Here is a 25,059-nt window from a genome sequence, read left to right as displayed (position 1 = left end):
TCTAAAGAGTGAAAATGACGATTTGCCTGTGAGAGAGGTAGACCCCGCTCGCAGGACAGAGTTTAGACACCGGTCAGGAACAGGCTCTGTGAAACCATGGAGACGACGAGCGCGCTCGTCGGTGCGGGTTTCACAGAGGCTGCTAGCCGCCGGATTTCTTCGCCTTGTAACCGAGCTTGATCAACTCGGCCAACAGCAACTCGACGTGATCGCCCTGGATTTCGATGATTCCGTCTTTCAGGGCGCCACCGGTGCCACAGCGCTTTTTCAGCACGGTGGCCAGCTCCTTGAGTGGCTCGGCGGCCAGGGGCACGCCGGTGATGGTGGTCACCGTCTTGCCGCCACGGCCCTTGCTCTCGCGGCGTACGCGGGCAATACCGTCACCTTCGGGAATCAGGGTCTGTTTGCAGGTACAGGCATCCACGGGCTGGCGACAGTCCGGGCAATGCCGACCTGCGTCGGTGGAAAACACCAGGCCACCAAGGGCGGCGAAGGATGCGGCTTTTTTGGCCACCGGCAATCCTCTTGGGAGGATGAAGACTGATCAGTGCCCGTCAACCGGCCACCAACCGCGAAGCCCCACTCAGGCAGGGGCAGCGCTACCGAACCGCCAAGGCAGTTCGGCTTGAAAAGTCGCGCAGTGTAACGGCAAAAAGCCTACTTGCTAAGAGCCAAATGGCGCCAATTTATGCAACTTTAGCGACGCGCCGCCAGATAGCGTTTTAAGGCGGCCAGGGAGTCGGGGCAATAGGACTTTTGCTCGATATCGGCCAGGACTGCCTCAATGGACATAAAACGCGCTTCCAGCACCTCTTCGGGCTGCAACTGCAGCGGCCCATCCCAGACCGCCGAAAACGCCGAGCACCAGAGCCGATTACCCGTGTCCTCGAAAAAGAAGTGGTCGTGGGCGGTAAGCTCTACACCGCTGACGCCCAATTCTTCTGCCAGCTCACGGGCGGCCGACTGCTCGTAGGTCTCGCCAGCCCCGACCATGCCGCCCGCCGCCAGGTCCCAATAACCGGGATAGATGGCTTTGCTCAGGGTGCGCCGGTGCACGCACAGTTCACCCTTTGAGTTAAACAGCATGATGTAGGTGCCGCGCCCGATCAGCCCGCGCTCACGCAGGTCAGCACGCACCAGGGCGCCGAGCAGGTTGTCCTGCTCGTCGACCCAGGCGATGTGTTCGGCATCCGAGGCCGCGCGGTGCGCGACCTCCTTGGCGCTATCGACCATGACTCAACCCTGGTTCAGCAGTTGACGCAAGTCGATCACCGCCGCGTTGGCGCGGGAGATGTAGTTGGCCATCACCAGCGAGTGGTTGGCCAATACGCCATAGCCGCTGCCATTGAGGATCATCGGGCTCCACAGGGTTTCCTGGGACGCCTCCAGCTCACGAATGATCTGGCGCACGCTGACGGTGGCGTTTTTCTTGGCCAGCACGTCGGCAAAGTCGACTTCGATGGCGCGCAACAGGTGGGACAGGGCCCAGGCCTGGCCGCGGGCCTCGTAGAACACGTTGTCGATCTGCATCCATGGAGTTTCCACCACTTCTTCATCGAGCTGCGGCACTTCGCCCGGCGCCAGCGTTTCGGTTTTCAGCGCGGTATTGAGCTTGACCCGGCCGACACTGGCCGACAGGCGCTGCGACAACGAACCGAGGCGGGTAGCAACATCGCCCAGCCAGTTGTTCAGGTTGTCGGCACGCGCGTAGAACAACGCGCCTTTCTGGTTGGGGTCGGACAGGCGCGCCTGATAGCGGTTCAGGGAGTTGATGCCTTCCTGGTACTCCGATTCGCTGGAGGGCAGCACCCAGCTCTTGTTGTCGAAGTTAAAGCGCGGCTCGGCCTTGGCCAGGTCGGCGTCTTCGGCCGATTGCGATTGCGAGCGGGCGAAGTCCTTGCGCAGGGCACGGGTCAGGTCACGCACCTGCACCAGCACGCCATATTCCCAGCTGGGCATATTGTCCATCCACAACCCAGGCGGGAAGCGGTCATTGGAAATATAACCACCAGGCTTGTTCAGCAGGGTACCCACCACGGTCTTGACGGTTTCGACAGTGGTAAAGCCGATGACCATTTGCTTGCCGTCTTTTTCAGCGGCAATTTGCGCGTTTTGCTGGACCGGGAACAACGCCGGCTCCTGGCTCCAATACCAGCCCAGGCCACCGGTGACCAACAGGTAAATCACCACCAGGGTCATCAGGGCACGGCTCATCAACAGATTACGAAAATAGCTGCGGGAGGCCGACTTGGGCGCAGGGCTTGGGCCTGGGGCGCTGCCTGCACGGTTTTTCCAGTCCAGCATGGCGGATATCCTTTCAGTCACTTGAGTTCAATAGCTACGACCACAACCCTACCCCATCGTGCCCGTCGGTGCGGGGCTTTTAATCAAGGTGGCGTAAAGCTGGCACTCAACTATAAAGGATGGGCGCCGATGCGCCTACGCGACCCAAGGGTCAGCAAATGAATCCACAGGACGCTGCAGTTAATTGACGTATGACACTCGTGCGAATGAAAAGAGGTGCTAGCATAGAGCCACCAGTCGACCTCAGCATGCACCCTTACCTAGTAGTCAGGATATGACCGAGCCAGAAGACCCCAGTCGTGAGCGTCTCAAGCACCACTTTGCCCAGCGGGTAATTCATCAGGCGCGTCAAATTCTTGAGATCTGGCAGCGTTTACAGCGCAGCGAATGGTCGAACGCCGAATTGAATGAACTCAGCGAGGCCAATCTGCGCCTGCTGCGTTTTGCCGAACGCTTCGAACAACCCGAGCATGGCCAACTGGCCCGGCACATCATCGAGTCGCTTAAAGCCGTGGACGAAAACCGCGGCCGCCTGAGCAGCCACCTGATCACCGACCTCAACCGTTTGATGCAGCGCCTGTCGCGGACCGGCCTGCGTCAGGGCGACCAGTTGGACCAGACCTTCCTGCCGCCGATGCGCAAGCCGATCTACGTGATGCTCGCCGATCACGACCGCGCCGAGCGCCTGGCCAAGCAGCTGGAATTCTTTGGTTTGAGTGCGCAGTCCCTGGACAGCGTGGCCGCCTTCCGTTCGTCCATGGCCGAACGCCTGCCGGCGGCGATTGTGATGGACGTGGACTTCTGTGGCGCCGGCCTGGGCCTGAAGTTGGCCGCCGAAGCCCAGGAAGGCCTGGAGCAGAAACTGCCGCTGCTGTTCTTCAGCCTGCACGAAACCGACACCCCCACCCGCCTGGCCGCCGTGCGCGCCGGTGGCCAGGAGTTCCTTACCGGGACCCTGGAGGCGTCGAGCCTGCTGGAAAAAATCGAGGTGCTGACCTGCGTCGCCCAGTACGAACCCTATAAAGTGTTGATCATCGACGACTCCCGCGCCCAGGCGATGCACACCGAACGCCTGCTCAACAGCGCCGGGATCGTCACCCGCACCCTGATCGAGCCGATCCAGGCCATGGCCGAGCTGGCGGACTTCCAGCCCGACCTGATCATCCTCGACATGTATATGCCAGCCTGTACCGGCACCGAGTTGGCCAAGGTGATCCGCCACAATGACCGCTATGTCAGCGTGCCGATCATTTATCTGTCGGCCGAAGATGACCTGGATAAACAGCTGGATGCCATGAGCGAAGGCGGCGACGACTTCCTCACCAAGCCGATCAAGCCGCGCCACCTGATCACCACCGTGCGCAACCGCGCCGCCCGCGCCCGCCACCTCAAGGCGCGGATGGTGCGCGACAGCCTGACCGGCCTGTACAACCACACCCATATCCTGCAACTGCTGGAAGACTGCAGCTTCCGCTCGCGCCGCGAGAACAAGCCGTTGAGCTTTGCCATGCTCGACATTGACCACTTCAAGCGGGTCAACGACAGCCACGGCCACCCCATGGGCGATCGCGTGATCAAGAGCCTGGCGCTGTTTCTCAAGCAGCGCCTGCGCAAGACCGACTACATCGGCCGTTACGGCGGCGAAGAATTCGCCATCGTGATGCCCGACACCGACCTGGACGCCGCTTGCAAAGTGCTCGATGAAATCCGTGGGCGCTTTGCCGAAATCCACTACCCGGCCCAGCCCCAGGACTTGTGGTGCACCTTCAGCGCCGGAGTGGTCGAGCTGTGCGACGGCTCCGACAGCCTGATGATGGCCGCCCAGGCCGACGAAGCGCTCTACCGGGCCAAGGACGCCGGGCGCAATCGCGTGCACGCCGCAGGCACATCAAGGCAAAGTGCCACCTTTTCATCGGATTCCACTCAGTCCGTCATAACGCTGTAACGAAAACGCAATAACTTCAGGCACTTATTCTTCCGCCGTTGGTTGAAACCACGCATGCGCCTGAAGCTGCTGACAAATCTCAATACCCTTCTGCTGGTCGCCGTTTGCCTGGCCCTGAGCGCTACGCTCTGGTGGTCGCAACGGGCGCTTGAACGCCCTTATGTGCTGATGGAGCGCTACCTGGGCCTGTCCCAAGCCTTCCAGAACCAGACCGCGCGCAATATCGACGACTATTTGGCCAGCGGCGATGCCTTGCGCCTGAGCGCTGCCGGCCAGAGCCTGGAAAGCCTGGCGCTGAACCTGGACGAACTGCCGCCTGAGCTGAGCGAAAAATTGCGCCCCGGCTTGCTGGACCTTGAGGGTTTCAGCAAGACCGACCTGCTGGCCGCCGGCAAGCTGGCCGGCGACCCACAAGCCTTGCTGCTGCAAGCCGAGCGGGAGCTGGGGGCCAATCTGGAGCAACTGAGCCAGTACGCCATCGGCGTCAGCTCACCGGACGCGGCGCGTTATCTACCACCGTTGCTCGCCGCCGCGCAGCATCTGGGGCGGCTATCCCTGGCGCGGGACAAACTGGTGAGCAGTGGGCGCAGCGAGCTGGCGGCCGATGTGGAGCGTGAACTGGCCAACATCCGCAGCCAGGCGGACTTGATTGAGCAGCTACCACTGTTGGGCGTGACCGCCAGCAGTGCCTCCAACAGCGATGATTTTTCGGCGTTGATGGGCCTGGAAAGCAGCGAAACCAAGGTCGCCGAAGACACCGGCGTAGGCCTCAAGCGCGAGCTCAACAGCCTGCTCACGCGCTACCCTTCCGAACTGGCGCGGACCCGCGAGCAAATCCAGAAACGTACCGAATTGGCCGCCGCCACCCACCTGAAAATCAACACCGTGCAGCACGCCATTGCTGCGCTGGAGCCCGAAGTGCGCGCCCAGCACGCTCGAATCCAGGGCGAAGTGCGGGTGATCCAAGGCGTAATGATTGGCCTGATCCTGCTGATCGCCCTGCTCATCGACACCCTGCAACGGCGCCTGGCGCGGGTGCTGACCAGCCTGGCGCCGGCCCTGTCGACCTGGGCCGAGGGCGACTTCAGCCAGGAGATCGCCCTGGGTGCAACCAACCGTGAACTGCATGATATTGAAGCCTCGCTCAATCGCCTGCGGACTTACCTGGTGAACCTGGTGGGCACTATTCGCGCAAATGCCGAGCAAGTGGCCGGCAGCAGCCGCGCCCTGGCCGAACTGAGCGGCGGCCTGCATGACGGCGCCGAACGCCAGGCCGGGGACACTGCGCAAATCCGTGATTCATTGGGCGAGTTGGAGGCCACTATCCAGCAGGTCGCGGGTGACGCCAGCCAGGCAGCCGGGGCCAGCCGCAGCGCCGGCGAGGCCGTGGAGCATGGGCAACGGGTGATCGGCTTGAGCCTGACCGGCCTGCACGCGCTGGTGGGCGAAGTGCAGGGCAATGCGCAAATGATCGAGAAACTCGCCGAAGAGTCCGCGACCATTGGCAACGTGCTCACGGTGATCCGCTCGATTGCCGAGCAGACCAATCTGCTGGCGCTCAACGCCGCCATCGAAGCCGCCCGCGCCGGCGAGGCCGGGCGTGGGTTTGCCGTGGTCGCCGACGAAGTACGCTCCCTGGCCCAGCGCACGGCGGGCGCCACCGCCGAGATCCAGACCTTGATCGCCGGCCTGCAAACCGCAGCACGGCAATCGGTGGAAGGCATGCGCGCCCAGGTCGAACACGCCGAAGCCACCGCCCAGCAAGCCGAAGCGGCCGACGGCGCACTGGACGAAATCGTCGGCGCGATCCAGACCATTTCCGACACAGCCATCCGGATTGCCGATGTAACGGCCCAGCAGAGCGGCGCGGTCAGTGAGATCCGCGATAATAGCGAGCGCATCCACCAGTTGGGTGAGGACAACCTGTTGCGCATTGGCCAGGGCCGCCGCCAGGGCGAGCATCTGTTGGTGCTCGGCGGGCAACTCAACACGGCAGTGCAGGCATTTCGCGTCTGACTCTATCTCCCAAATCAGACGGGAATCAAAAATGTGGGAGCGGGCTTGCTCGCGAATGCGGTGGGTCAGTGATGGATAGGTTGACTGATACACCGCATTCGCGAGCAAGCCCGCCCCCACATTTGATCTCCTGTGTACTCGCAACCGTGTTACCAATGACCGGATCCAAGGCCCTAGTCACAAATTTTGCGCAATCCTCGCTAATCGTGCTGGCTATTGCAGAGAACTGGACAGTCACAAAGGCTTTGCGGCATAGTCGCCGGGTTCTGACGTACCCACATCAATAACAAGGAACAGCCGATGGCGACCTTACTGGTTCTGCACGGACCCAACCTGAACCTGCTCGGCACCCGCGAACCGGGTGTGTACGGTGCAGTCACCCTCGAACAGATCAACCTCGATCTGGAGCGACGGGCCCGTGAAGCCGGCCACCATCTGCTTTACCTGCAAAGCAATGCCGAGTATGAATTGATTGATCGCATTCACGCCGCGCGCAGCGAAGGCGTGGACTTTATCCTGATCAATCCCGCCGCTTTTACGCACACAAGTGTTGCTTTACGTGACGCGCTGCTGGCGGTGAGCATCCCATTCATCGAAGTGCATTTATCGAACGTGCATAAACGCGAAGCTTTCCGCCATCACTCTTACTTCTCCGACGTAGCGGTAGGAGTGATCTGCGGCCTTGGCGCCAGCGGTTACCGACTGGCCCTGGAGGCCGCCCTGGAACACATTGAAGAACAGGCTAAACGCCCCTGACCGACCCTTGGGAGTTGATGATTCATGGATATCCGTAAAGTTAAGAAACTGATCGAACTGCTGGAAGAATCCGGTATCGACGAGCTGGAAATCAAGGAAGGCGAAGAATCCGTACGGATCAGCCGTCACAGCAAGACCCCGGCCCAACAGTTCTACGCACCCCAGATGCAAGCGCCGGCGCCTGCCGCTGCTGCTCCAGCCGCCGCACCTGCTGCTAGCGCTGCACCTGCCGCACCTGCTGCCCCTGCGCTGAACGGTTTCGTGGTCAAGTCGCCAATGGTCGGTACTTTCTACCGCACCCCGGCACCGACCTCGCCAGCCTTCGTTGAAGTGGGCAAGACCGTGAAAGTGGGCGACACCATCTGCATCGTGGAAGCGATGAAGATGATGAACCACATCACGGCCGAAAAAGCCGGCGTCATCGAATCCATCCTGGTAGAAAACGGTCAGCCGGTTGAGTACGACCAGCCGCTGTTCACCATCGTTTGAACCGCGGAGCGCCTTCGATGTTGAAACCTGCGAAGAAACTGCAAAAAGTCCTGATCGCCAACCGCGGCGAGATCGCGCTGCGGATCCTGCGCGCCTGTAAGGAAGAGGGCATCAAGACCGTCGCTGTTTACTCGACGGCCGATACCGAATTGATGCACGTGAAACTGGCGGACGAAAGCATCTGCATTGGCCCGCCACTGGCCACGAACTCGTACCTGAAGGTCTCGAACATCATCGCCGCGGCTGAAGTGACCGGCGCTGACGGCATCCACCCTGGCTACGGCTTCCTCGCGGAAAACGCCGATTTCGCCGAACAGGTGGAAAAATCCGGCTTCGCCTTCATCGGCCCGAAAGCCGAGACCATTCGCCTGATGGGCGACAAGGTGTCGGCCAAGGACGCGATGATCGCAGCCGGCGTGCCAACCGTTCCAGGCTCCGACGGCCCACTGCCGGAAGACGAGGAAACCGCCCTGCGCATTGGTCGCGAAGTCGGTTACCCGGTGATCATCAAGGCCGCCGGCGGCGGTGGTGGTCGCGGCATGCGCGTGGTGCACAAGGAAGAAGACCTGATCGAAGCGGCCAAGCAGACTCGCTCCGAAGCGGGTGCCTGGTTCGGCAACCCGATGGTCTACCTGGAAAAGTACCTGACCAACCCACGTCACGTGGAAGTCCAGGTACTGTCCGACGGCCAGGGCCACGCCATCCACCTGGGCGACCGCGATTGCTCGCTGCAACGCCGTCACCAGAAAGTCCTGGAAGAAGCTCCGGCACCGGGCCTGGATGAAAAAGCACGTCAGGAAGTCCTGGCACGCTGCGTCAAGGCTTGCATCGATATCAACTACCGTGGCGCCGGGACTTTCGAGTTCCTCTACGAGAACGGCCGCTTCTACTTCATCGAGATGAACACTCGTGTGCAGGTAGAGCACCCGGTTTCGGAGATGGTCACCGGTATCGACATCGTCAAGGAGATGCTGAGCATCGCCGCTGGCAACGTGCTGTCCTTTACCCAGGACGACGTGAAGATGCACGGTCACTCCCTGGAGTGCCGGATCAACGCCGAAGACCCGAAAACCTTTATCCCGAGTCCAGGCCTGGTCAAGCATTTCCATGCACCAGGCGGCAACGGCGTTCGCGTCGATTCGCATCTGTACAGCGGCTACAAGGTTCCGTCCAACTACGACTCGCTGATCGGCAAGCTGATCACCTGGGGCGCCACTCGCGACGAGGCCATGGCCCGTATGCGCAATGCCCTGGACGAAATCGTGGTCGACGGCATCAAGACCAACATCCCTCTGCATCGGGATCTGGTTCGTGATGAAGGCTTCTGCGAAGGTGGTGTGAACATTCACTACCTGGAACACAAGCTGGCCAACCAGTAAGTTTGTGCTCCACCCACAAAACCGCCTTCGGGCGGTTTTGTCGTTTATGCGCACACAAGAACACCACAAAACCCTGTAGGAGCTGGCTTGCCTGCGATAGCGGCAGGCCAGGTACTGATGAGCAAGCTGACACCCCGCCATCGCAGGCAAGCCAGCTCCCACATTTGGCTCCCGTGCTGTCAGTGGTGTCGTCTTCTGGCCTGCTCTCGCGTAAACTTGCGCCCTTTCGCAGCCCCACCCCGCTGCACACTCATTTTTTCAAAGGTGCCCGCCATGCCTTGGCTGCAAGTCCGTCTCGCCATCAGCCCAGAACAAGCCGAAACCTATGAAGACGCGTTCCTCGAAGTCGGCGCCGTGTCGGTGACCTTCATGGACGCCGAAGACCAGCCGATTTTCGAGCCTGAGCTGAACACCACGCCGCTGTGGTCCCACACCCACTTGCTGGCCCTGTTCGAAGACGGCACCGACGCCAGCAGCGTGTTTGCCCATATGGAACTGCTGACCGGCGGCCCGCTGCCCGAGCACCATAGCGAAGTGATCGAAGACCAGGACTGGGAGCGCAGTTGGATGGATAACTTCCAGCCCATGCGTTTCGGCCAGCGCCTGTGGATCGTACCAAGCTGGCACGCGGCCCCGGAGCCTGAGGCGGTCAACCTGCTGCTGGACCCGGGCCTGGCGTTCGGCACCGGCACCCATCCGACCACCGCCCTGTGCCTGGAATGGCTCGACGGCCAGGACCTGCAAGGCTGCAACGTGCTGGACTTCGGTTGCGGCTCGGGCATCCTGGCCATCGCCGCGCTGTTGCTGGGCGCCAAGGAAGCCGTCGGTACCGATATTGACGTGCAGGCCCTGGAGGCCTCCCGCGATAACGCCGGGCGCAACAACATTCCTGAAGGCAAATTCCCACTGTACCTGCCGGAGCAATTGCCCCAGGTGCAGGCCGATGTATTGGTCGCCAATATCCTCGCCGGGCCGCTGGTTTCGCTGGCTCCACAACTGTCGAGCCTGGTCAGGCCCGGTGGGCGCCTGGCGCTGTCGGGGATCCTCGCCGAGCAGGGCGAAGAAGTCGCCGCCGCCTACGCCCAGGACTTCGACCTGGACCCCATCGCCAACCGCGATGGCTGGGTACGCATCAGCGGTCGTCGGCGCTAGAATGAGCGCCTGCATGAATCGGATGGCCGCATGACCGACAGTTTCGTCACCCAGTGCCCGCATTGCCAAACCCGCTTCCGCGCCAGCCATGCTCAATTGAGCGTGGCCCGTGGTGTGGTTCGTTGCGGCTCGTGCCTGCAAGTGTTCAATGCCGCCCGGCAACTGCTGGAGCAACGCGCCCACGCGCCTGAAGCGCCGGCTGCCGAAGCCCCGCCACGCGCCATCAGCCAGAAGCAATGGACCGCCGAAGAGCTGGACCTGGACCACCTGAACCTCGACGAAGAATTGGCCAAGCTTGAGCGCCGGGAGATCCAACACACCCAGCCCCAGGGCAGCGACCGCCGCCAGGCCGGCGCGGACCGTCGGCAAAAAGACGAGTCGATGATCGCCAGCCGCGATACGGTCAAGGCTGAAGAAGAACAGTGGGCCGCCAGTCTGTTCAGCGACCCGCCGGACGAACGGGCTGCGACAATCGCCCACACCGAGGAAACCGTCGAACCAGCCCCGGCCCCCACGGGCAAGCCCCAGCGTACCGAGCCCTCGATGTCCTTCGACATTCACGAGGTGGACGATGAGCCTGTGCTGCGTGCCGACGACGCTCTCGAGTCGCCCGAACCAACGCTCAGCAGCGAGCCGGACGAACCCGAGCCTGAACCACGCCGCAAGCGCACACGCGCCACGGGCAACGTCCATGACGAGATGCTGCAGGACCTGGAAGACGACCCGCTGCACCTCTACGCCGGCAAGCGCCCCGCCGGCTGGGGCCGCCGCCTGCTCTGGCTGACCCTGGTGCTGCTGGCCGCCGCCGCCCTCGCCGGCCAGTACATTGCCTACCAGTTCGACGACCTGGCCCGCCAGGACAAGTACCGCCCATGGTTCCAGGAACTGTGCCCGAAACTGGGCTGTACCGTGCCGTCGCGGGTGGATATTGCCCATATCAAGAGCAGCAACCTGGTGGTGCGCAGCCATCCGGAGTTTGCCGGCGCGCTGGTGGTGGATGCCATCATCTATAACCGTGCGACGTTCTCCCAGCCGTTCCCGCTGCTGGAGCTGCGCTTTGCAGACCTTAATGGCCGGATGATCGCCAGCCGGCGCTTCAAACCCGCCGAATACCTCAGCGGCGAGTTGGCCGGCCAGACCGAGATGCCGTCCCAGACCCCGATCCATATCGCCCTGGACATTCTCGACCCAGGCAACAAGGCCGTGAACTACAGTTTGAGTTTCCACTCCCCCGAGTGATTGGTTGCGCGCGTCAAGGTTCGGACGGCAGGTTATTGACTTGCTCGTCCACGACCAAACCGCTGGCGATAAGAAAATAACTGCTCAGATTTTATCCAATTCAGCCTTTAACCAGTCATCGAGAGCGGGTATCATGCCAACCCTTTTTCGAACTCTAATGATCCGGCCCCACAACAGGGAAGTCCTATGTCGGCGGTACGCATCGGCCCATATACATTGCCAAACGCTTTGATTCTCGCCCCGATGGCGGGCGTCACTGACCAGCCCTTTCGTCAGCTGTGCAAACGTTTGGGGGCAGGGCTTGTAGTCTCGGAAATGGTCACCAGCGACATGAGCTTGTGGAACACCCGCAAATCGCGGATGCGCATGATCCACGAAGGTGATCCCGAGCCCCGCTCGGTGCAGATCGCCGGCGGTGATGCGCAAATGCTGGCGGATGCAGCCCGAGCCAACGTAGAGCTGGGTGCACAGATTATTGATATCAACATGGGTTGCCCGGCAAAAAAGGTCTGCAACAAGGCCGCCGGTTCCGCCCTGTTGAAGGATGAGCAGTTGGTGGCCGAGATCCTGCACGCCGTGGTGGGTGCAGTGGATGTGCCGGTCACCCTGAAGATTCGCACCGGCTGGGACCGGGACAACAAGAACGGCCTGACGGTGGCGAAGATCGCCGAACAGGCAGGCATTGCAGCATTGGCGGTGCATGGCCGCACCCGCGCTGACCTTTATACCGGCGAGGCCGAATACGACACCATTGCCGCGATCAAGCAGGCAGTGTCGATTCCGGTCTTTGCCAACGGCGACATCGACTCGGCCGAGAAAGCCCGGCGCGTATTGCACGCAACCGGTGCCGATGGCCTGTTGATCGGCCGGGCCGCCCAGGGGCGGCCATGGATTTTTCGTGAGATCGAGCATTTCCTGCGTACCGGCGAAATCATGCCGGCACCGGGGCTGATCGAGGTGGAACGTATTCTGCTAGAGCATCTGGCCGCCCTGCACATCTTCTATGGGGACGTGATGGGCGCGCGCATTGCTCGCAAGCATGTGGGTTGGTACCTCGCAACCCTGCCCGGCGCCAAAGAGTTTCGCACCGGGTTCAATCGTTTGGATGAAACGCAAGCACAGGTCACCGCCGTTCGTGAGTTCTTTGCCGAACGAGACAAGAGCCTGAGAGCAGGGGACGGAGAAGGGGTGGCCGCATGACGATGATGACCGAGACTTTAGTGAGTGGAACAACACCCGTGAGCGACAACGTCAATTTGAAACAGCACCTCAACACGCCGAGCGAAGAAGGCCAGACCCTTCGCGGGAGCGTCGAGAAAGCGCTGCACAATTATTTCGCCCACCTTGAGGGCGCGGCCGTCACGGATGTGTACAACCTGGTGCTCTCCGAAGTCGAGGCGCCCTTGCTCGAAAGCGTGATGAACTACGTCAAGGGCAACCAGACCAAAGCCAGTGAGCTGCTGGGCCTGAACCGTGGGACCCTGCGCAAGAAGCTCAAACAGTACGATTTGCTGTAAGCATTCAATCAAACCAGAAAGGCGCCCGCGTAAAACCGGTCGCCTTTTTTGCTGACTCCTTTGCTTTTGATGGAAATTGAGATGACCGACCAGACTACCCGCCTGCCGATCCGCCGCGCCTTGATCAGTGTTTCCGACAAGACCGGGATCCTCGAATTTGCCCGGGAGCTGGAAGCCCTGGGTGTGGAAATCCTCTCCACGGGCGGGACCTTCAAACTGCTGCAGGACAACGGCGTGGCCGCAGTAGAAGTCGCGGACTACACCGGTTTCGCAGAAATGATGGACGGTCGGGTCAAGACCCTGCACCCGAAAATCCACGGCGGCATCCTCGGCCGTCGCGGTATCGACGACGCCATCATGAACGAGCACGGCATCAAGCCGATCGACCTGGTGGCCGTCAACCTCTACCCGTTTGAAGCCACCATCAACAAGCCAGGCTGCGACCTGCCGACCGCTATCGAGAACATTGATATCGGCGGCCCGACCATGGTGCGCTCGGCAGCCAAGAACCACAAAGACGTGGCCATTGTGGTCAACGCCAGCGACTATGCCCAAGTATTGGAAAGCCTGAAAGCTGGCGGCCTGACCTACGCCCAGCGTTTCGACCTGATGCTCAAGGCCTTCGAACACACGGCTGCCTATGACGGCATGATCGCCAACTACATGGGCACCGTGAACCAGGCCGCCGAGACCCTCAGCACTGAAGGCCGCAGCCAGTTCCCGCGCACCTTCAACAGCCAGTTCATCAAGGCCCAGGAAATGCGCTACGGCGAGAACCCGCACCAGAGCGCGGCGTTCTACGTGGAAGCCAAGCCTGCCGAAGTCGGGATCGCCACCGCGACCCAACTGCAGGGCAAAGAGCTGTCCTACAACAACGTGGCTGATACCGACGCCGCGCTGGAATGTGTGAAGAGCTTCGTCAAGCCGGCCTGCGTGATCGTCAAGCACGCCAACCCGTGCGGCGTGGCCGTGAGCCCGGACGCTGAAGGCGGGATCCGCCAGGCCTACGAACTGGCCTACGCCACCGACACCGAATCGGCATTCGGCGGCATCATCGCCTTCAACCGCGAACTGGACGCCGAGACCGCCAAGGCCATCGTCGAGCGTCAGTTCGTCGAAGTGATCATTGCCCCATCCGTCAGCGAAGAGGCCCGCGCCATCGTCGCCGCCAAGGCCAATGTGCGCCTGCTGGCCTGTGGCGAGTGGTCGGCTGAGCGTGCCGCTGCCTGGGACTACAAGCGCGTCAATGGCGGCTTGCTGGTGCAGAGCCGCGACATCGGCATGATCGGCAGCCAAGATCTGAAAGTGGTGACCAAGCGCGCACCGACCGAGCAAGAGATCAACGACCTGATCTTCGCCTGGAAAGTAGCCAAGTACGTTAAGTCCAACGCCATCGTCTACGCCAAGAACCGTCAGACCATCGGTGTCGGCGCCGGCCAGATGAGCCGCGTGAACTCGGCGCGTATTGCGGCGATCAAGGCCGAACACGCCGGCTTGCAGGTGGTCGGTTCGGTGATGGCCTCGGACGCGTTCTTCCCGTTCCGTGATGGCCTGGACAACGCTGCAAAAGCGGGCGTGACTGCGGTGATCCAACCGGGTGGCTCGATGCGTGATGCTGAGGTTATCGCCGCAGCGGATGAAGCCGGCATTGCCATGGTCTTTACTGGCATGCGCCACTTCCGTCACTGATTGATCGCGCCCACGCTCCGCGTGGGTGCGCAGCCCGGGACGCTCCGCGTCCCTCGGACGCAGGGCGTCCGTAGAGGCATTCCCACGCAGAGCGTGGGAACGATCAACTAACAGAATTTGAGGTTTTTGAAATGAATGTTTTGATCATTGGCAGCGGTGGCCGTGAACACGCCCTGGCCTGGAAAGTCGCCCAGGACCCTCGCGTCCAGAAAGTCTTCGTCGCGCCCGGCAACGCCGGTACCGCCATTGAAGCCAAGTGCGAAAACGTCGCCATCGACGTCTTGGCCCTGGAGCAACTGGCCGACTTCGCCGAAAAGAACGTGTCCCTGACCATCGTCGGCCCTGAAGTACCGCTGGTGGCCGGCGTCGTGGACCTGTTCCGCAGCCGTGGCCTGGACTGCTTCGGCCCTACCGCTGGCGCCGCCCAGTTGGAAGGTTCGAAAGCCTTCACCAAGGATTTCCTGGCTCGCCACAAGATCCCGACTGCCGACTACCAGAACTTCACCGAGATCGAGCCCGCCCTGGCTTACCTGCGTGAGAAAGGCGCCCCCATCGTGATCAAGGCCGATGGCCTGGCCGCCGGTAAAGGCGTGATCGTGGCGATGACCCTGCAGGAAGCCGAAGACGCGGTGCGCGACATGCTCGCCGGCAATGCCTTCGGTGACGCCGGTTCGCGGGTGGTGATCGAAGAATTCCTCGATGGCGAAGAAGCCAGCTTCATCGTGATGGTCGACGGCAAGAACGTCTTGCCGATGGCCACCAGCCAGGACCACAAGCGCGTCGGCGACGGCGACACTGGCCCGAACACCGGCGGCATGGGTGCCTACTCCCCTGCCCCGGTGGTCACCGCCGACGTGCACCAGCGCGTCATGGACCTGGTGATCTGGCCGACCGTGCGCGGCATGGCCGATGAAGGCAATGTCTACACCGGCTTCCTGTACGCCGGGTTGATGATCGACAAGGCCGGCAACCCGAAAGTCATCGAGTTCAACTGCCGCTTCGGCGACCCGGAAACCCAACCGGTGATGCTGCGTCTGCAGTCGAGCCTGGTACTGCTGGTGGAAGCCGCCCTGGCGCAAGCGCTGGACAAGGTTGAAGCCCAGTGGGATCCACGCCCAAGCGTCGGCATCGTGCTGGCCGCCGGCGGCTACCCTGCCGACTACGCCAAGGGTGACCTGATCCAGGGCCTGGACGCCGCGGCTACGCTGGAAGGCAAGGTGTTCCATGCCGGGACCGCGCTCAAGGATGGCCAGGTGGTTACCGCCGGTGGCCGCGTGCTGTGCGCCACCGCCATGGGCGCCAGTGTCGATGCCGCCCAGCAGCAAGCCTACAAGCTGGCTGCAAAAATCGACTGGCAGGGCTGTTTCTACCGCAAGGACATCGGCTATCGCGCCATTGCCCGTGAGCGGGGCGAGAGTCAGTAAACAGCTATCCGTTCGGCTAGGCAGGGGCCTTTGGCCCTTGCCGTCCCATTACGGTCCCGCGCATAGTTAACCCCGTGCATTAACCTACGAAGGGATTTCGCCGTGCGCTGGCTCAGGATCGCCATAATCTTCACGGTCAGTCTGCTGACCCTGCTCTGTCTGTTGCCGGCCCAGGCCGTTGCGCAAGGCAGTGGCTGGGCCGTATTGCTTGATGAACAGGCCGACCTGCAATTGAGCGATATTCGCTCGCCACGCTACATCAACCAATTCAGCCCTATTGAACTGGAACGGATCACCGCCGCCGAACCCAGCGGCGCGCTATGGGTACGTTTCAAGCTGCAACCCGGCAAGCACGAGCAAGTGCTGCGGGTCTTCGCGCCGGACCTGGCGCATCTCAATCTGTATGTGCTGGACGGCGACACGCTGATCGAGCAGATCAACACCGGCACCCGCCAACCCCAGGCCGAACGCCCACTGCCCAGCAGCGAATTCATGCTGCCCATGCCCCAGAGCCAGAAGCCCCTGGATGTGTATGTGCGCCTGGTCTCGGAGCATGAGCTGCGGCCCTACCTGACCCTGGAACCGGCCGTGCAGGCCGCCGCCAACCAGACCCAGACCCTGGTCTACGGCCTGTTGTTCGGCTGCCTGCTGATGCTGATCCTGCACAACCTCACCCGCTACGCCTACCATCGCTCGCGCAGCAGCCTGTGGCTGGCGGCCTGCGAAGTGCTGCTGATGCTCAGTCTGTTGCTGTTGCTCAACCTGCTGGGCCCGTGGCTGCCGAACTGGCAGGCGGTGCAAACCCCGGGCGCCTACATGGCGTTGCTGCTGACCGCGCCATGCGGCCTGATGTTCGCCTACCGTTTCTTCGCGCCATTGGGCCCGCACCCTCTGAACAAGCTGCTGATGGCGGACATCCTGTTGATCGTGCTGTGCGGCCTGTTGCTGCTGTTCGTCAACACCCTGCCGCTGAATATCATCACCTACGCCCTGGTGGCGCTGGCCGGCCTGAGCATGCTGTTTGTCTCGGCCTACCACTGGCAAAAAGGCTACCGGCCGGCACGTCTGTTCCTGCTCGCCATGGTGGTGTTCAACACCGGCACGCTGATTATCCTCCCGGCCCTGCTGGGCCTGACCCTGGTGGCGCCGCAAGGCCTGATCATCACCTTGCTGGCGGTGATCTGCGTCAGCGGCCTGTTGATGAGCCAGGCCCTGGGCGAGCGCCAGCGCAGCATCGTCGAGGATCGCTTCAGCCTCAGCCGCGACCTGGCTGCCAGCAATGCCGAAATTGCGGCCAAGGCCGAGTTCCTGGCGAAGATCAGCCACGAAATCCGCACCCCCATGAACGGCGTGCTGGGCATGACCGAGTTGCTGCTGGGCACGCCGCTGTCGGTCAAGCAGCGCGACTACGTGCAGACCATCCACAGCGCCGGCAATGAACTGCTGACCCTGATCAACGAGATTCTCGACATCTCCAAGCTCGAGTCCGGGCAGATCGAACTGGACGATGTGCAGTTCGACCTCAATGCCCTGATCGAAGACTGCCTGAGTATTTTCCGCGCCAAGGCCGAGCAGCAGAACGTCGAACTGATCAGCTTTATCCAGCCCCAGGTGCCACGGGTCATCAGTGGCGACCCGACGCGCCTGCGCCAGGCCCTGTTGAGCCTGCTGGAAAACGCCCTGCAAAAGACCGACGAAGGCGAAGTGCTGATCGTGGTCGCCCTGGATGAGCGCAGCAGCAAACCGCGCCTGCGCATCGCCGTGCAAGACAGCGGCGTGCCGATGGAGGCCGCCGAGCGCGATGCCCTGCTGCACAGCGAACTGCACAGCAAGAACTTCCTCTCGGCCACGCGCCTGAGCGGCCACCTCGGCCTGGTGATCGCCCGCCAGCTGATCCTGTTGATGAATGGCGAGTTCGGCATCAAGGCGGGCAGCCAGCAAGGCAGCACCCTATGGCTGACCTTGCCCCTGGACCCGGAGCGCCTGGAACACCCGACCTCGGACCTCGACGGCCCGCTGCAAGGCGCGCGGGTGTTGGTGGTGGACGACAACGACACCTGCCGCAAGGTGCTGGTGCAGCAGTGCACCGCCTGGGGCCTGAATGTCAGCGCCGTGCCATCGGGCAAGGAGGCCCTGGCCCTGCTGCGAACCAAGGCACACCTGCGCGACTATTTCGATGTGGTGCTGCTGGACCAGAACATGCCCGGCATGACCGGCATGCAACTGGCGGCGAAGATCAAGGAAGACCCGAGCCTGAACCACGACATCCTGCTGATCATGCTCACCGGCATCAGCAATGCGCCGAGCAAGATCATCGCGCGCAACTGCGGGATCAAGCGCATCCTGGCCAAACCAGTGGCGGGCTACACCCTCAAGACCACCCTGGCCGACGAGTTGACCCAGCGCAGCAAGGGTGTGGTCCAGCCGCGCCATGCCGCGCCGAACGTCCCCGTGACCATCACCGTGCCCAGCGATTTCCGCATCCTGGTGGCCGAAGACAACAGCATCTCCACCAAAGTGATTCGCGGCATGCTCGGCAAGCTCAACCTGCAACCCGACACGGCCAGCAATGGCGAGGAAGCCTTGCAGGCGATGAAGGCCCAGCGCTATGACCTGGTGTTGATGGACTGCGAAATGCCGGTGCTCGATGGCTTCTCCGCGACCCAGCAGTTGCGGGTCTGGGAAGTCAGCAACCAGCGCACCCGCACGCCGGTGGTGGCGCTGACCGCGCACATCCTCTCGGAACACAAGGAACGCGCACGCCAGGCCGGGATGGATGGGCATATGGCCAAGCCGGTAGAACTGTCGCAACTGCGCGAGCTGGTGGAGTACTGGGTGACACAGCGCGAGCAGCCGCAGGAGCAGGTGCACACGTCCTGAATCACCACACATCCCTGTGGGGGCCAGAGCTGGTTTGGGGGAACTGGCTTGTGTGGGAGCTGGCTTGCCTGCGATGCAGGCACCCTGGTTTTCCAGTTGCACCGAGGTGATGCTATCGCAGGCAAGCCAGCTCCCACACAAGCCAAGCCCACTCCCACATTGGTTCGCAGTCGCGCCTTCTGGCCCACAAGCCTGATAAACTCCCCCTCGCCCTTCCTTCGCTGTGAGCTCCCACCATGCTCCACGTGTTGTTCAGCGTTTATTTGAAGATGCTGGTGCTGTATAGCCCCTTCTTCGTCCTGTCCTGCTTTATCAGCCTGACCCGGGGCTATTCCAGCAAGGAGCGGCGACGCCTGGCCTGGAAGGTCGCCCTGGCGACGCTGGTGTCGAGCGTGTTGCTCTACCTGTTTGGCCGGGTGATTTTCAGTGTATTTGGCATCACCGTGGACGCCTTCCGCATCGGCGCCGGCAGTGTGCTGTTTATCTCCGCCCTGGGCATGGCCCAGGGCAAGTCGGCAGTGCAGACCGACAATGTGCAGCAGGACGTGACTATCGTCCCCCTGACCATCCCCTTGACCGTCGGCCCCGGCACCATCGGCGCACTGCTGGTAATGGGTGTCAGCCAGCCCCATTGGGATGACAAGCTCATGGCCATTCTCAGCATCGCCCTGGCCAGCCTGACGGTGGGCGTGGTGCTGTATCTGTCCAACCGCATCGAACGCATCCTCGGCGACCAAGGGCTGCAGATTGTCAGCCGCCTGATGGGCTTGTTCGTCTGTGCGCTGGCGGCGCAAATCATCTTTACCGGCGTACGCGGTTACCTGGTGCCCTGAGGCCCCGGTCAGATCCGGTATTGGGCGATGGCCAACAAGACCTTGTCGCCCGCACTCTCACGCAACTGCTGGAGGGTTGCGTCGTTGACCACGGCAGGGTTGAGCATCAGGCAGGTCTGGCCGCTGTAGGCTTCGACCGTGGAGCTGTCCCATTCAAAAAACGGCACCCCCACTTTCTTGCTGACGCCCTGGGCGCTGTAGGTCACCAGCACCATCAACACCTCACCGTCGACCTCGGAACAGGACGCCAGGCCAAAGTCGCCGCCCTCATGGTTGACGATGTTGCGCTTGAACAGATCAAAGGGTGCCGACAGCTGTTTCAAGGCGTCGAAAGCATCCGCCGCCAACTTGGGCAGCACCATCGCCAGGGAGCCTGACAGAAACGTCGAGGCCACCGTGGAGGTAATGATATTCAGCGCCGCCACCTGCACGCTCAGGCCCTTCACGGAGGTGGTGACGCGTTCGAAACTGCTGCGTATCGGTAGCCACCCCAGGTTGCCCATGACCTTGATGAACTCGTCGTACCAGGCCTGCGTGCCGCGCCCCACTTTCAGCACATCACTCACGTAGCTACTGGCCAACAGGTAACTCTTGCGGGTGTATTCCTTGTTGAGGCGGCTCATGCCCGCGACAAACGAAAACACACTGTTATTGATCACCGCGCCATTCAGGTCGCCGTCAGCCTGCACAGGCGCCGGCGAACCCGCCGGCCGGCTGCTCAGCGGCAGTCGGTACGCTGCGATCAGCTTGTTCTTTTTAGCCAGATTGATTCGTTTATGTTTGCGCTCCATAACTGTTTCTCCACAAAAACCCACATGGGCTTACAAGAAACACTAGTCGCGTGATTGAACTTTTTTCAGGGGGTACGGAGAGCGTCATTTCACCGTAGGAAAAATCAGAGTTTGTTGCACCCCGCGTAAATACTGGGGATGGGGTGACGCCTGATAATCGCAGGCTTACTTTCTGCAACTGAAAGAGAGGAACCGTTAATGGCATTGCGAAATGACGCGGCAGAACACAGAGGTTTCTGTCATCAATGATTAGCCTTTTCTGACAGATTAGCGGCCCCATTGCGGGGCCGCTGCCGTTTCAGGAGGCCGGTTTCTCGCCATACCAGCGTGGCGTGTACACCCACTCACCACCGCCCACCCGAGGGAACGCGCAGGTGGTGGACGAACCGATCAGCACCATGGTGCGCATGTCCACCTGGTCCGGGGTCAGTTGGCCCAGGGTGGTGGTGCGCAGCGTTTGCCCGGGGCGACCGATATCGCGCCCCAGCACGACCGGCGTGGCGGCGAGGCGGTGCTGGGCGACGATTTCCAGGGCACGCCCCAATTGCCATGGGCGCGAACGGGAGATGGGGTTGTAGAACGCCAAAGCCAGGTCGGCCTGGCAGGCCAGGTCCAGGCGTTTCTCGATGATGGACCAGGGCTTGAGGTTGTCCGACAGCGACATCACGCAGAAGTCATGCCCCAGCGGCGCACCCGCCTGGGCCGCGGTGGCGAGGGACGCCGAGACCCCCGGCAAAATCTCCAGCTCGACCCGCTGCCAGGCCGGGTCGCTGGATTCGTGCAGCGCCTCCAATACCGCCGCAGCCATGGCGAACACCCCTGGGTCGCCGGAAGACACCACCACCACCGAACGCCCCTGGGCCGCCAGCTCGAAAGCATGCCGTGCCCGTTGCATCTCTTCGCGGTTATCGGTGCAGTGCTGCACCTGGTCGGCGCGAAACGGCCCGGCCATGCGCACATAGGTTTCGTAACCCAGCACATCGGTGCAGCGCGCCAGTTCTGCCTTGACTGCCGGCACCATCAACTCGGCTGCGCCGGGACCCAGGCCGATCACGGCGAGACGGCCACGGGGGCGGCCCAGTTGCGCCAGCTCCACGGGCCCGGCGGCCGAGTGGATGACGATATCGGGGCCTGCCGCCAGCGCCGTAAAACGCAGCGGCACGCCCAGCTCCAGCGCCGCCTCATGCAGTTCGCCACTGGCCATGTCGGCGTCATCGGCCAGCAGGCACGCCAGGGACTGCACGGCGATGCCGTCCTGCTGCAACGCCTGGCGCACCCGCGCGGCCAAGCCGACGCCGGGGCGGCAGGTGACCCAAGTATTTTTCGGATAGATCAGCAGCTCATTGGCCGCCGGCACGCGCTCGGCACTGCCGACATGAATACTCAGGCGCGCCTGCTGGTCCTGCGGCAGGTTGGCCTGCTCCAGCCATGGCGCGGCGCCTTCAATGCGCACCTGTTCGCCAGCCAGCAAGTCCGAGACAAAACGCTTGCCCAGCTCAAGGTCCGCCAACTGATAACCCTGGGGCGGGTTGAGCAGACAGGTGCCAAAGCGCAGTTCACCACTGGTGGTAATCGCAGCCGCCACCCCCAGGGCCGCCGCGATTTCCCGCGCCATGATATTCACCCCGCCCAGGCCGCCGAGCAACGGCACCACCGCACTGCCGTCTTCAGCGACGGCCAGCACCGCCGGCTCTTCGCCTTTCTCCAGCAACAGCGCCGCCAAGGTGCGGATCACAATCCCGGCCGCGCACAGGGCAATGATCGGCGTGCCCTGTTGATACAACTGGCGCACGGTCGCGCCAAATTCGCTGTAGGCCTGGTCGGCGCCTTCCACCCGGCCTGCCAGGCCGTGGATCAAGGCGCCGGGGTACACCTGCTGGATGCTGCGCGCGGTGGCGAGGCTGCCCTGGCCGAGAATGACGATCGCCGGCGTCATCACCCTTGCCACCTTTCGCCCGGCACGATAATCAACGAGAAATATGGCGAAGACATGGGTTCCACCTGATCCAGCGCGACGATTTTCTGGTTGGCCATGGTGGCGCGTTCCACATACAGCGCACGCCCGGCCAGCCCCAGCTCCTCCAGCACCTGGCGCACCTTGGTGAAGTTGCGTCCCAGCTTCATGATCACCGCCGCATCGGCATCCGCCAGGCGGCGTTTGAGTTCGTCGTGGGGCAGCACCCCGGACAATACCGACAGGCTCTGGTTGCGATACACCAAAGGCGCCCCCAGCACCGAGGCACCGCCGAGCATCGAGCACACCCCGGGGATGACTTGGGCGTCATAGCGCTCGGCGAGGCGGTCATGCAGGTACATGTAGGAGCCGTAGAAGAACGGGTCGCCTTCGCAGATCACCGCCACATCGCGCCCGGCATCCAGATGCGCGGCCACATCAACACTGGCCGCGTCGTAGAAATCGCTGATCACCTGTTCATAGGACAGCGGCGCCGGCAAGGCTTCGGTGGTCACCGGGTACACCAGCGGCATCAGCGTCTGCTGGGGCACCAGGTGTTCTTCGATAATGCCGAACGCATTGCCCTTCTTGCCCTTGGCGACGAAGTACGCCACCACCGGCGATTCGCGCAGCAGGCGCAGGGCCTTGAGGGTAATCAGTTCCGGGTCGCCGGGGCCGACGCCCAGGCCGATCAAACGTCCACGCGCCTGCATCATTCGACCTCCGTAGCCAGGGCGTTGACCGCTGCGGCGGCCATCGCACTGCCGCCCAGGCGGCCTTGCATGATCACAAACGGCACGCCACGGCTGTCTGCGGCGAGCATCGCCTTGGACTCGGCGGCGCCGACAAAACCCACCGGAAAACCGAGGATCAGCGCCGGCTTGGGGGCGCCAGCGTCGAGCATTTCCAACAGATAGAACAACGCAGTCGGCGCGTTGCCGATCACCACCACACTGCCTGCCAGGTGCGGGCGCCACAATTCCAGGGCGGCAGCGGAACGGGTGTTGCCCAGCTCCCGCGCCAGCTCCGGCACGCTATCGTCACGCAAGGTGCAGATCACTGGGTTATTGGCAGGCAGGCGCGCACGGGTCACGCCTTCGGAGACCATCCGCGCATCGCACAGGATCGGCGCACCGGCGGCCAGGGCCTCACGGCCGGCTTTGCCTGCGCCTTCAGAAAACTGCAAACCGTCGATAGCCTCGACCATGCCGCAGGCGTGAATCACCCGCACGGCGAGTTTTTCCAGGTCGGCCGGGATGCGATCCAGCTTGGCCTCTGCGCGAATGATCGCAAAGGAGTTGCGATAGATCTCCTGACCGTCGCGGATGTAATCAATCATCGGTGTTGCTCCGTGGACGGGCACGCAACACGGCGCCCGCCGCTTCAATAGAAAGGTTGTGCGCGTGCAGGCGGCCGAAACCCGGCTGGCCTGCATCGCGAAAATAGAGGTCGTAGTGCCCGGTGCCCACTGCCAGCAGGGTGACCGGGGCAATGTGTGCCGCAGCGCAGGTGCGTGGGCAGCCAGACAGGTGCACATCAAGGCCATGGCCCTGGAGCAGCGTGGCCAGGTGCAGGGCGTCGGCCTTGGTGTCGGCCAGGGCCTTGGCGCAGCCGCTGGAACCGGTGCAGGCAATCAGCCGCGCCAGGGCCTGGTCGGCGGAACAGAGGAAGCCCAATTGCGCCAGGCCCGCCGTCACGCGCACGGCGGCGTCCGGGGCCAGGTTGGGCAGCAGCAGGCCTTGCCACGGGGTGAAGCGCAATGTGCCGTCGCCCTGTTCGAGGGCCAGTTGCGCGGCGCCACGCAGCATGCTCGAGTCCAGGCGTCCTAATGGCGTGACCGCCGCCACATAGACCTGCTGCGGTTGGCGCTGTGGATAAGTGCCCAGGCGCAAACTGCTCGGGTTGGCGCGGCGACGATAGCCATCGGCGGGCAGTACCGGCAGGCGCAAGCGCCCGACGAAGTTATCCACAGACGTGTGTGTCAGCAGGTCGCGCATGCGGTTCTGGTCGGGTCGGGCCAGCTCAAGAAACAGTTCCAACACCGCCACGACCAGCTCATGGCCTTGCTCCAGGGGTACGGCGCCCAGCGGCCTGTCACGCCCCGGGCAACCGGCCAGGCCGAATGCCAACAAGGTCTGGCCCTGCGCGGGGTAAGCCGATAACCACAGGTCGTGATGATGTTCGAGCATCGCCAGGGCTTCGCCGCCATCCAGTTGCACGGCGAACTTGGCCGACAACTCATGGAACCGTGGATGGGTTTGCAGGGTAGCGAGGATCTGCTCCGCCAGGGGCCGGGTGTCCAGCAGCATGTCGCGGTCGATGCCCGCGCCGGGGCTGAGCATTACATTGCGCACATCATCGCCCGCAGCGGTGGTCGGGCCCAGGCCTGCGGCTAGCAGGTGCGCGATCAAACCCTCGTGCTCCAGGCCAATGCCGCGGACCTGCAGGTTGGCGCGGTTGGTCGCCTCGATCACCCCGCCGGCGTAGGTCTGCGCGGCGTGTGCCACGGCCAGCGCCTGCGCGGCGGTGATGACCCCACCGGCCAGTTTGATCCGGCAAATCCCGCCATCCAATGCCTGGACAATACGCAGCAACCCCGGACAACCCGAGGGACGTTTGCTGGCGGACAGAGGAAGTGGCTTCACGGGGGCTACCGGTTCACGGGTAAAGGCGCGGTATTATGCCTGCTTT

21 protein-coding genes are annotated in these 25,059 nt (G+C 62.6%); 13 read left to right on the top strand and 8 right to left on the bottom strand.

Annotation, left to right across the window (positions count from 1 at the left end):
- Positions 1-142 precede the first annotated feature (142 nt).
- The 3 genes from HBR94_RS08360 to HBR94_RS08350 all read right to left on the bottom strand — a co-directional run bounded on the left by HBR94_RS08360 (position 143) and on the right by HBR94_RS08350 (position 2,304).
- On the bottom strand, positions 143-514 hold the full coding sequence (locus tag HBR94_RS08360; protein WP_029297635.1) for a translation initiation factor Sui1: 372 nt from the start codon (positions 512-514) through the stop codon (positions 143-145).
- 182 nt (positions 515-696) lie between these two features.
- Positions 697-1,233 (bottom strand): NUDIX hydrolase, encoded by a 537-nt coding sequence (locus HBR94_RS08355; RefSeq protein WP_170044494.1) that lies wholly within the window; start codon positions 1,231-1,233, stop codon positions 697-699.
- 3 nt (positions 1,234-1,236) lie between these two features.
- Positions 1,237-2,304: a DUF2333 family protein gene (locus HBR94_RS08350; protein WP_057437575.1), complete on the bottom strand. Its 1,068-nt coding sequence runs from the start codon at positions 2,302-2,304 to the stop codon at positions 1,237-1,239.
- A 274-nt stretch (positions 2,305-2,578) separates the two neighbouring features.
- On the opposite strand from HBR94_RS08350, the gene HBR94_RS08345 reads away from it, so the two are divergent.
- From HBR94_RS08345 to HBR94_RS08285, 13 genes are all read left to right on the top strand, one after another.
- The gene (locus HBR94_RS08345) at positions 2,579-4,249 is read left to right on the top strand and encodes a PleD family two-component system response regulator (RefSeq protein ID WP_115127297.1); all 1,671 of its coding nucleotides are present in this window, start codon (positions 2,579-2,581) and stop codon (positions 4,247-4,249) included.
- A gap of 54 nt (positions 4,250-4,303) precedes the next feature.
- On the top strand, positions 4,304-6,265 hold the full coding sequence (locus tag HBR94_RS08340; protein ID WP_170044493.1) for a methyl-accepting chemotaxis protein: 1,962 nt from the start codon (positions 4,304-4,306) through the stop codon (positions 6,263-6,265).
- Between the two features lie 300 nt (positions 6,266-6,565).
- Complete coding sequence (gene aroQ / locus HBR94_RS08335) at positions 6,566-7,021, top strand: type II 3-dehydroquinate dehydratase (protein WP_057437567.1); 456 nt, start codon at positions 6,566-6,568, stop codon at positions 7,019-7,021.
- Between the two features lie 24 nt (positions 7,022-7,045).
- Positions 7,046-7,510, top strand: a complete 465-nt coding sequence (gene accB / locus HBR94_RS08330; protein WP_057437565.1) for an acetyl-CoA carboxylase biotin carboxyl carrier protein — start codon at positions 7,046-7,048, stop codon at positions 7,508-7,510.
- 17 nt (positions 7,511-7,527) lie between these two features.
- The gene (gene accC, locus HBR94_RS08325) at positions 7,528-8,889 is read left to right on the top strand and encodes an acetyl-CoA carboxylase biotin carboxylase subunit (RefSeq protein WP_003188188.1); all 1,362 of its coding nucleotides are present in this window, start codon (positions 7,528-7,530) and stop codon (positions 8,887-8,889) included.
- 273 nt (positions 8,890-9,162) lie between these two features.
- Positions 9,163-10,041 (top strand): 50S ribosomal protein L11 methyltransferase, encoded by an 879-nt coding sequence (gene prmA, locus HBR94_RS08320; RefSeq protein ID WP_057958210.1) that lies wholly within the window; start codon positions 9,163-9,165, stop codon positions 10,039-10,041.
- A gap of 30 nt (positions 10,042-10,071) precedes the next feature.
- Positions 10,072-11,280: a DUF3426 domain-containing protein gene (locus tag HBR94_RS08315; RefSeq protein WP_057437561.1), complete on the top strand. Its 1,209-nt coding sequence runs from the start codon at positions 10,072-10,074 to the stop codon at positions 11,278-11,280.
- A gap of 186 nt (positions 11,281-11,466) precedes the next feature.
- Positions 11,467-12,480: a tRNA dihydrouridine synthase DusB gene (dusB, locus tag HBR94_RS08310; RefSeq protein ID WP_057437552.1), complete on the top strand. Its 1,014-nt coding sequence runs from the start codon at positions 11,467-11,469 to the stop codon at positions 12,478-12,480.
- Complete coding sequence (fis, locus tag HBR94_RS08305; RefSeq protein WP_003186237.1) at positions 12,477-12,797, top strand: DNA-binding transcriptional regulator Fis; 321 nt, start codon at positions 12,477-12,479, stop codon at positions 12,795-12,797. Before dusB ends, fis begins: the two co-directional genes overlap by 4 nt.
- Positions 12,798-12,878: 81 nt before the next feature.
- Positions 12,879-14,486, top strand: a complete 1,608-nt coding sequence (purH, locus tag HBR94_RS08300) for a bifunctional phosphoribosylaminoimidazolecarboxamide formyltransferase/IMP cyclohydrolase (protein ID WP_057958208.1) — start codon at positions 12,879-12,881, stop codon at positions 14,484-14,486.
- Between the two features lie 131 nt (positions 14,487-14,617).
- A complete protein-coding gene (gene purD, locus HBR94_RS08295; RefSeq protein ID WP_057437548.1) occupies positions 14,618-15,910 on the top strand; it encodes a phosphoribosylamine--glycine ligase in 1,293 nt (430 codons plus the stop codon).
- A 102-nt stretch (positions 15,911-16,012) separates the two neighbouring features.
- Entirely contained in the window at positions 16,013-18,790 is a 2,778-nt protein-coding gene (locus tag HBR94_RS08290; RefSeq protein ID WP_115127294.1) for a hybrid sensor histidine kinase/response regulator, read from the top strand.
- A gap of 236 nt (positions 18,791-19,026) precedes the next feature.
- On the top strand, positions 19,027-19,623 hold the full coding sequence (locus HBR94_RS08285; RefSeq protein WP_057437546.1) for a MarC family protein: 597 nt from the start codon (positions 19,027-19,029) through the stop codon (positions 19,621-19,623).
- An 8-nt stretch (positions 19,624-19,631) separates the two neighbouring features.
- On the opposite strand, the gene HBR94_RS08280 is transcribed toward HBR94_RS08285, so the two are convergent.
- From HBR94_RS08280 to cobG, 5 genes are all read right to left on the bottom strand, one after another.
- Positions 19,632-20,414, bottom strand: coding sequence for a hypothetical protein (locus HBR94_RS08280; protein WP_120731444.1), 783 nt, complete (start codon positions 20,412-20,414; stop codon positions 19,632-19,634).
- A gap of 298 nt (positions 20,415-20,712) precedes the next feature.
- On the bottom strand, positions 20,713-22,350 hold the full coding sequence (cobJ, locus tag HBR94_RS08275; protein WP_170044492.1) for a precorrin-3B C(17)-methyltransferase: 1,638 nt from the start codon (positions 22,348-22,350) through the stop codon (positions 20,713-20,715).
- Positions 22,350-23,081 (bottom strand): precorrin-2 C(20)-methyltransferase, encoded by a 732-nt coding sequence (locus HBR94_RS08270; RefSeq protein WP_029297692.1) that lies wholly within the window; start codon positions 23,079-23,081, stop codon positions 22,350-22,352. The genes cobJ and HBR94_RS08270 overlap by 1 nt, the downstream gene beginning before the upstream one ends.
- A complete protein-coding gene (locus HBR94_RS08265) occupies positions 23,081-23,707 on the bottom strand; it encodes a precorrin-8X methylmutase (RefSeq protein WP_057437540.1) in 627 nt (208 codons plus the stop codon). The genes HBR94_RS08270 and HBR94_RS08265 overlap by 1 nt, the downstream gene beginning before the upstream one ends.
- Positions 23,700-24,998, bottom strand: coding sequence for a precorrin-3B synthase (gene cobG / locus HBR94_RS08260; RefSeq protein ID WP_120734394.1), 1,299 nt, complete (start codon positions 24,996-24,998; stop codon positions 23,700-23,702). The genes HBR94_RS08265 and cobG overlap by 8 nt, the downstream gene beginning before the upstream one ends.
- Between the last annotated feature and the right edge of the window lie 61 nt (positions 24,999-25,059).

Origin of the sequence: Pseudomonas sp. WS 5412 (assembly GCF_012985615.1) — a bacterium.
Taxonomy (GTDB): Bacteria; Pseudomonadota; Gammaproteobacteria; order Pseudomonadales; family Pseudomonadaceae; genus Aquipseudomonas; species Aquipseudomonas shahriarae.
This window is presented reverse-complemented; position numbering and strand designations above follow the sequence as displayed.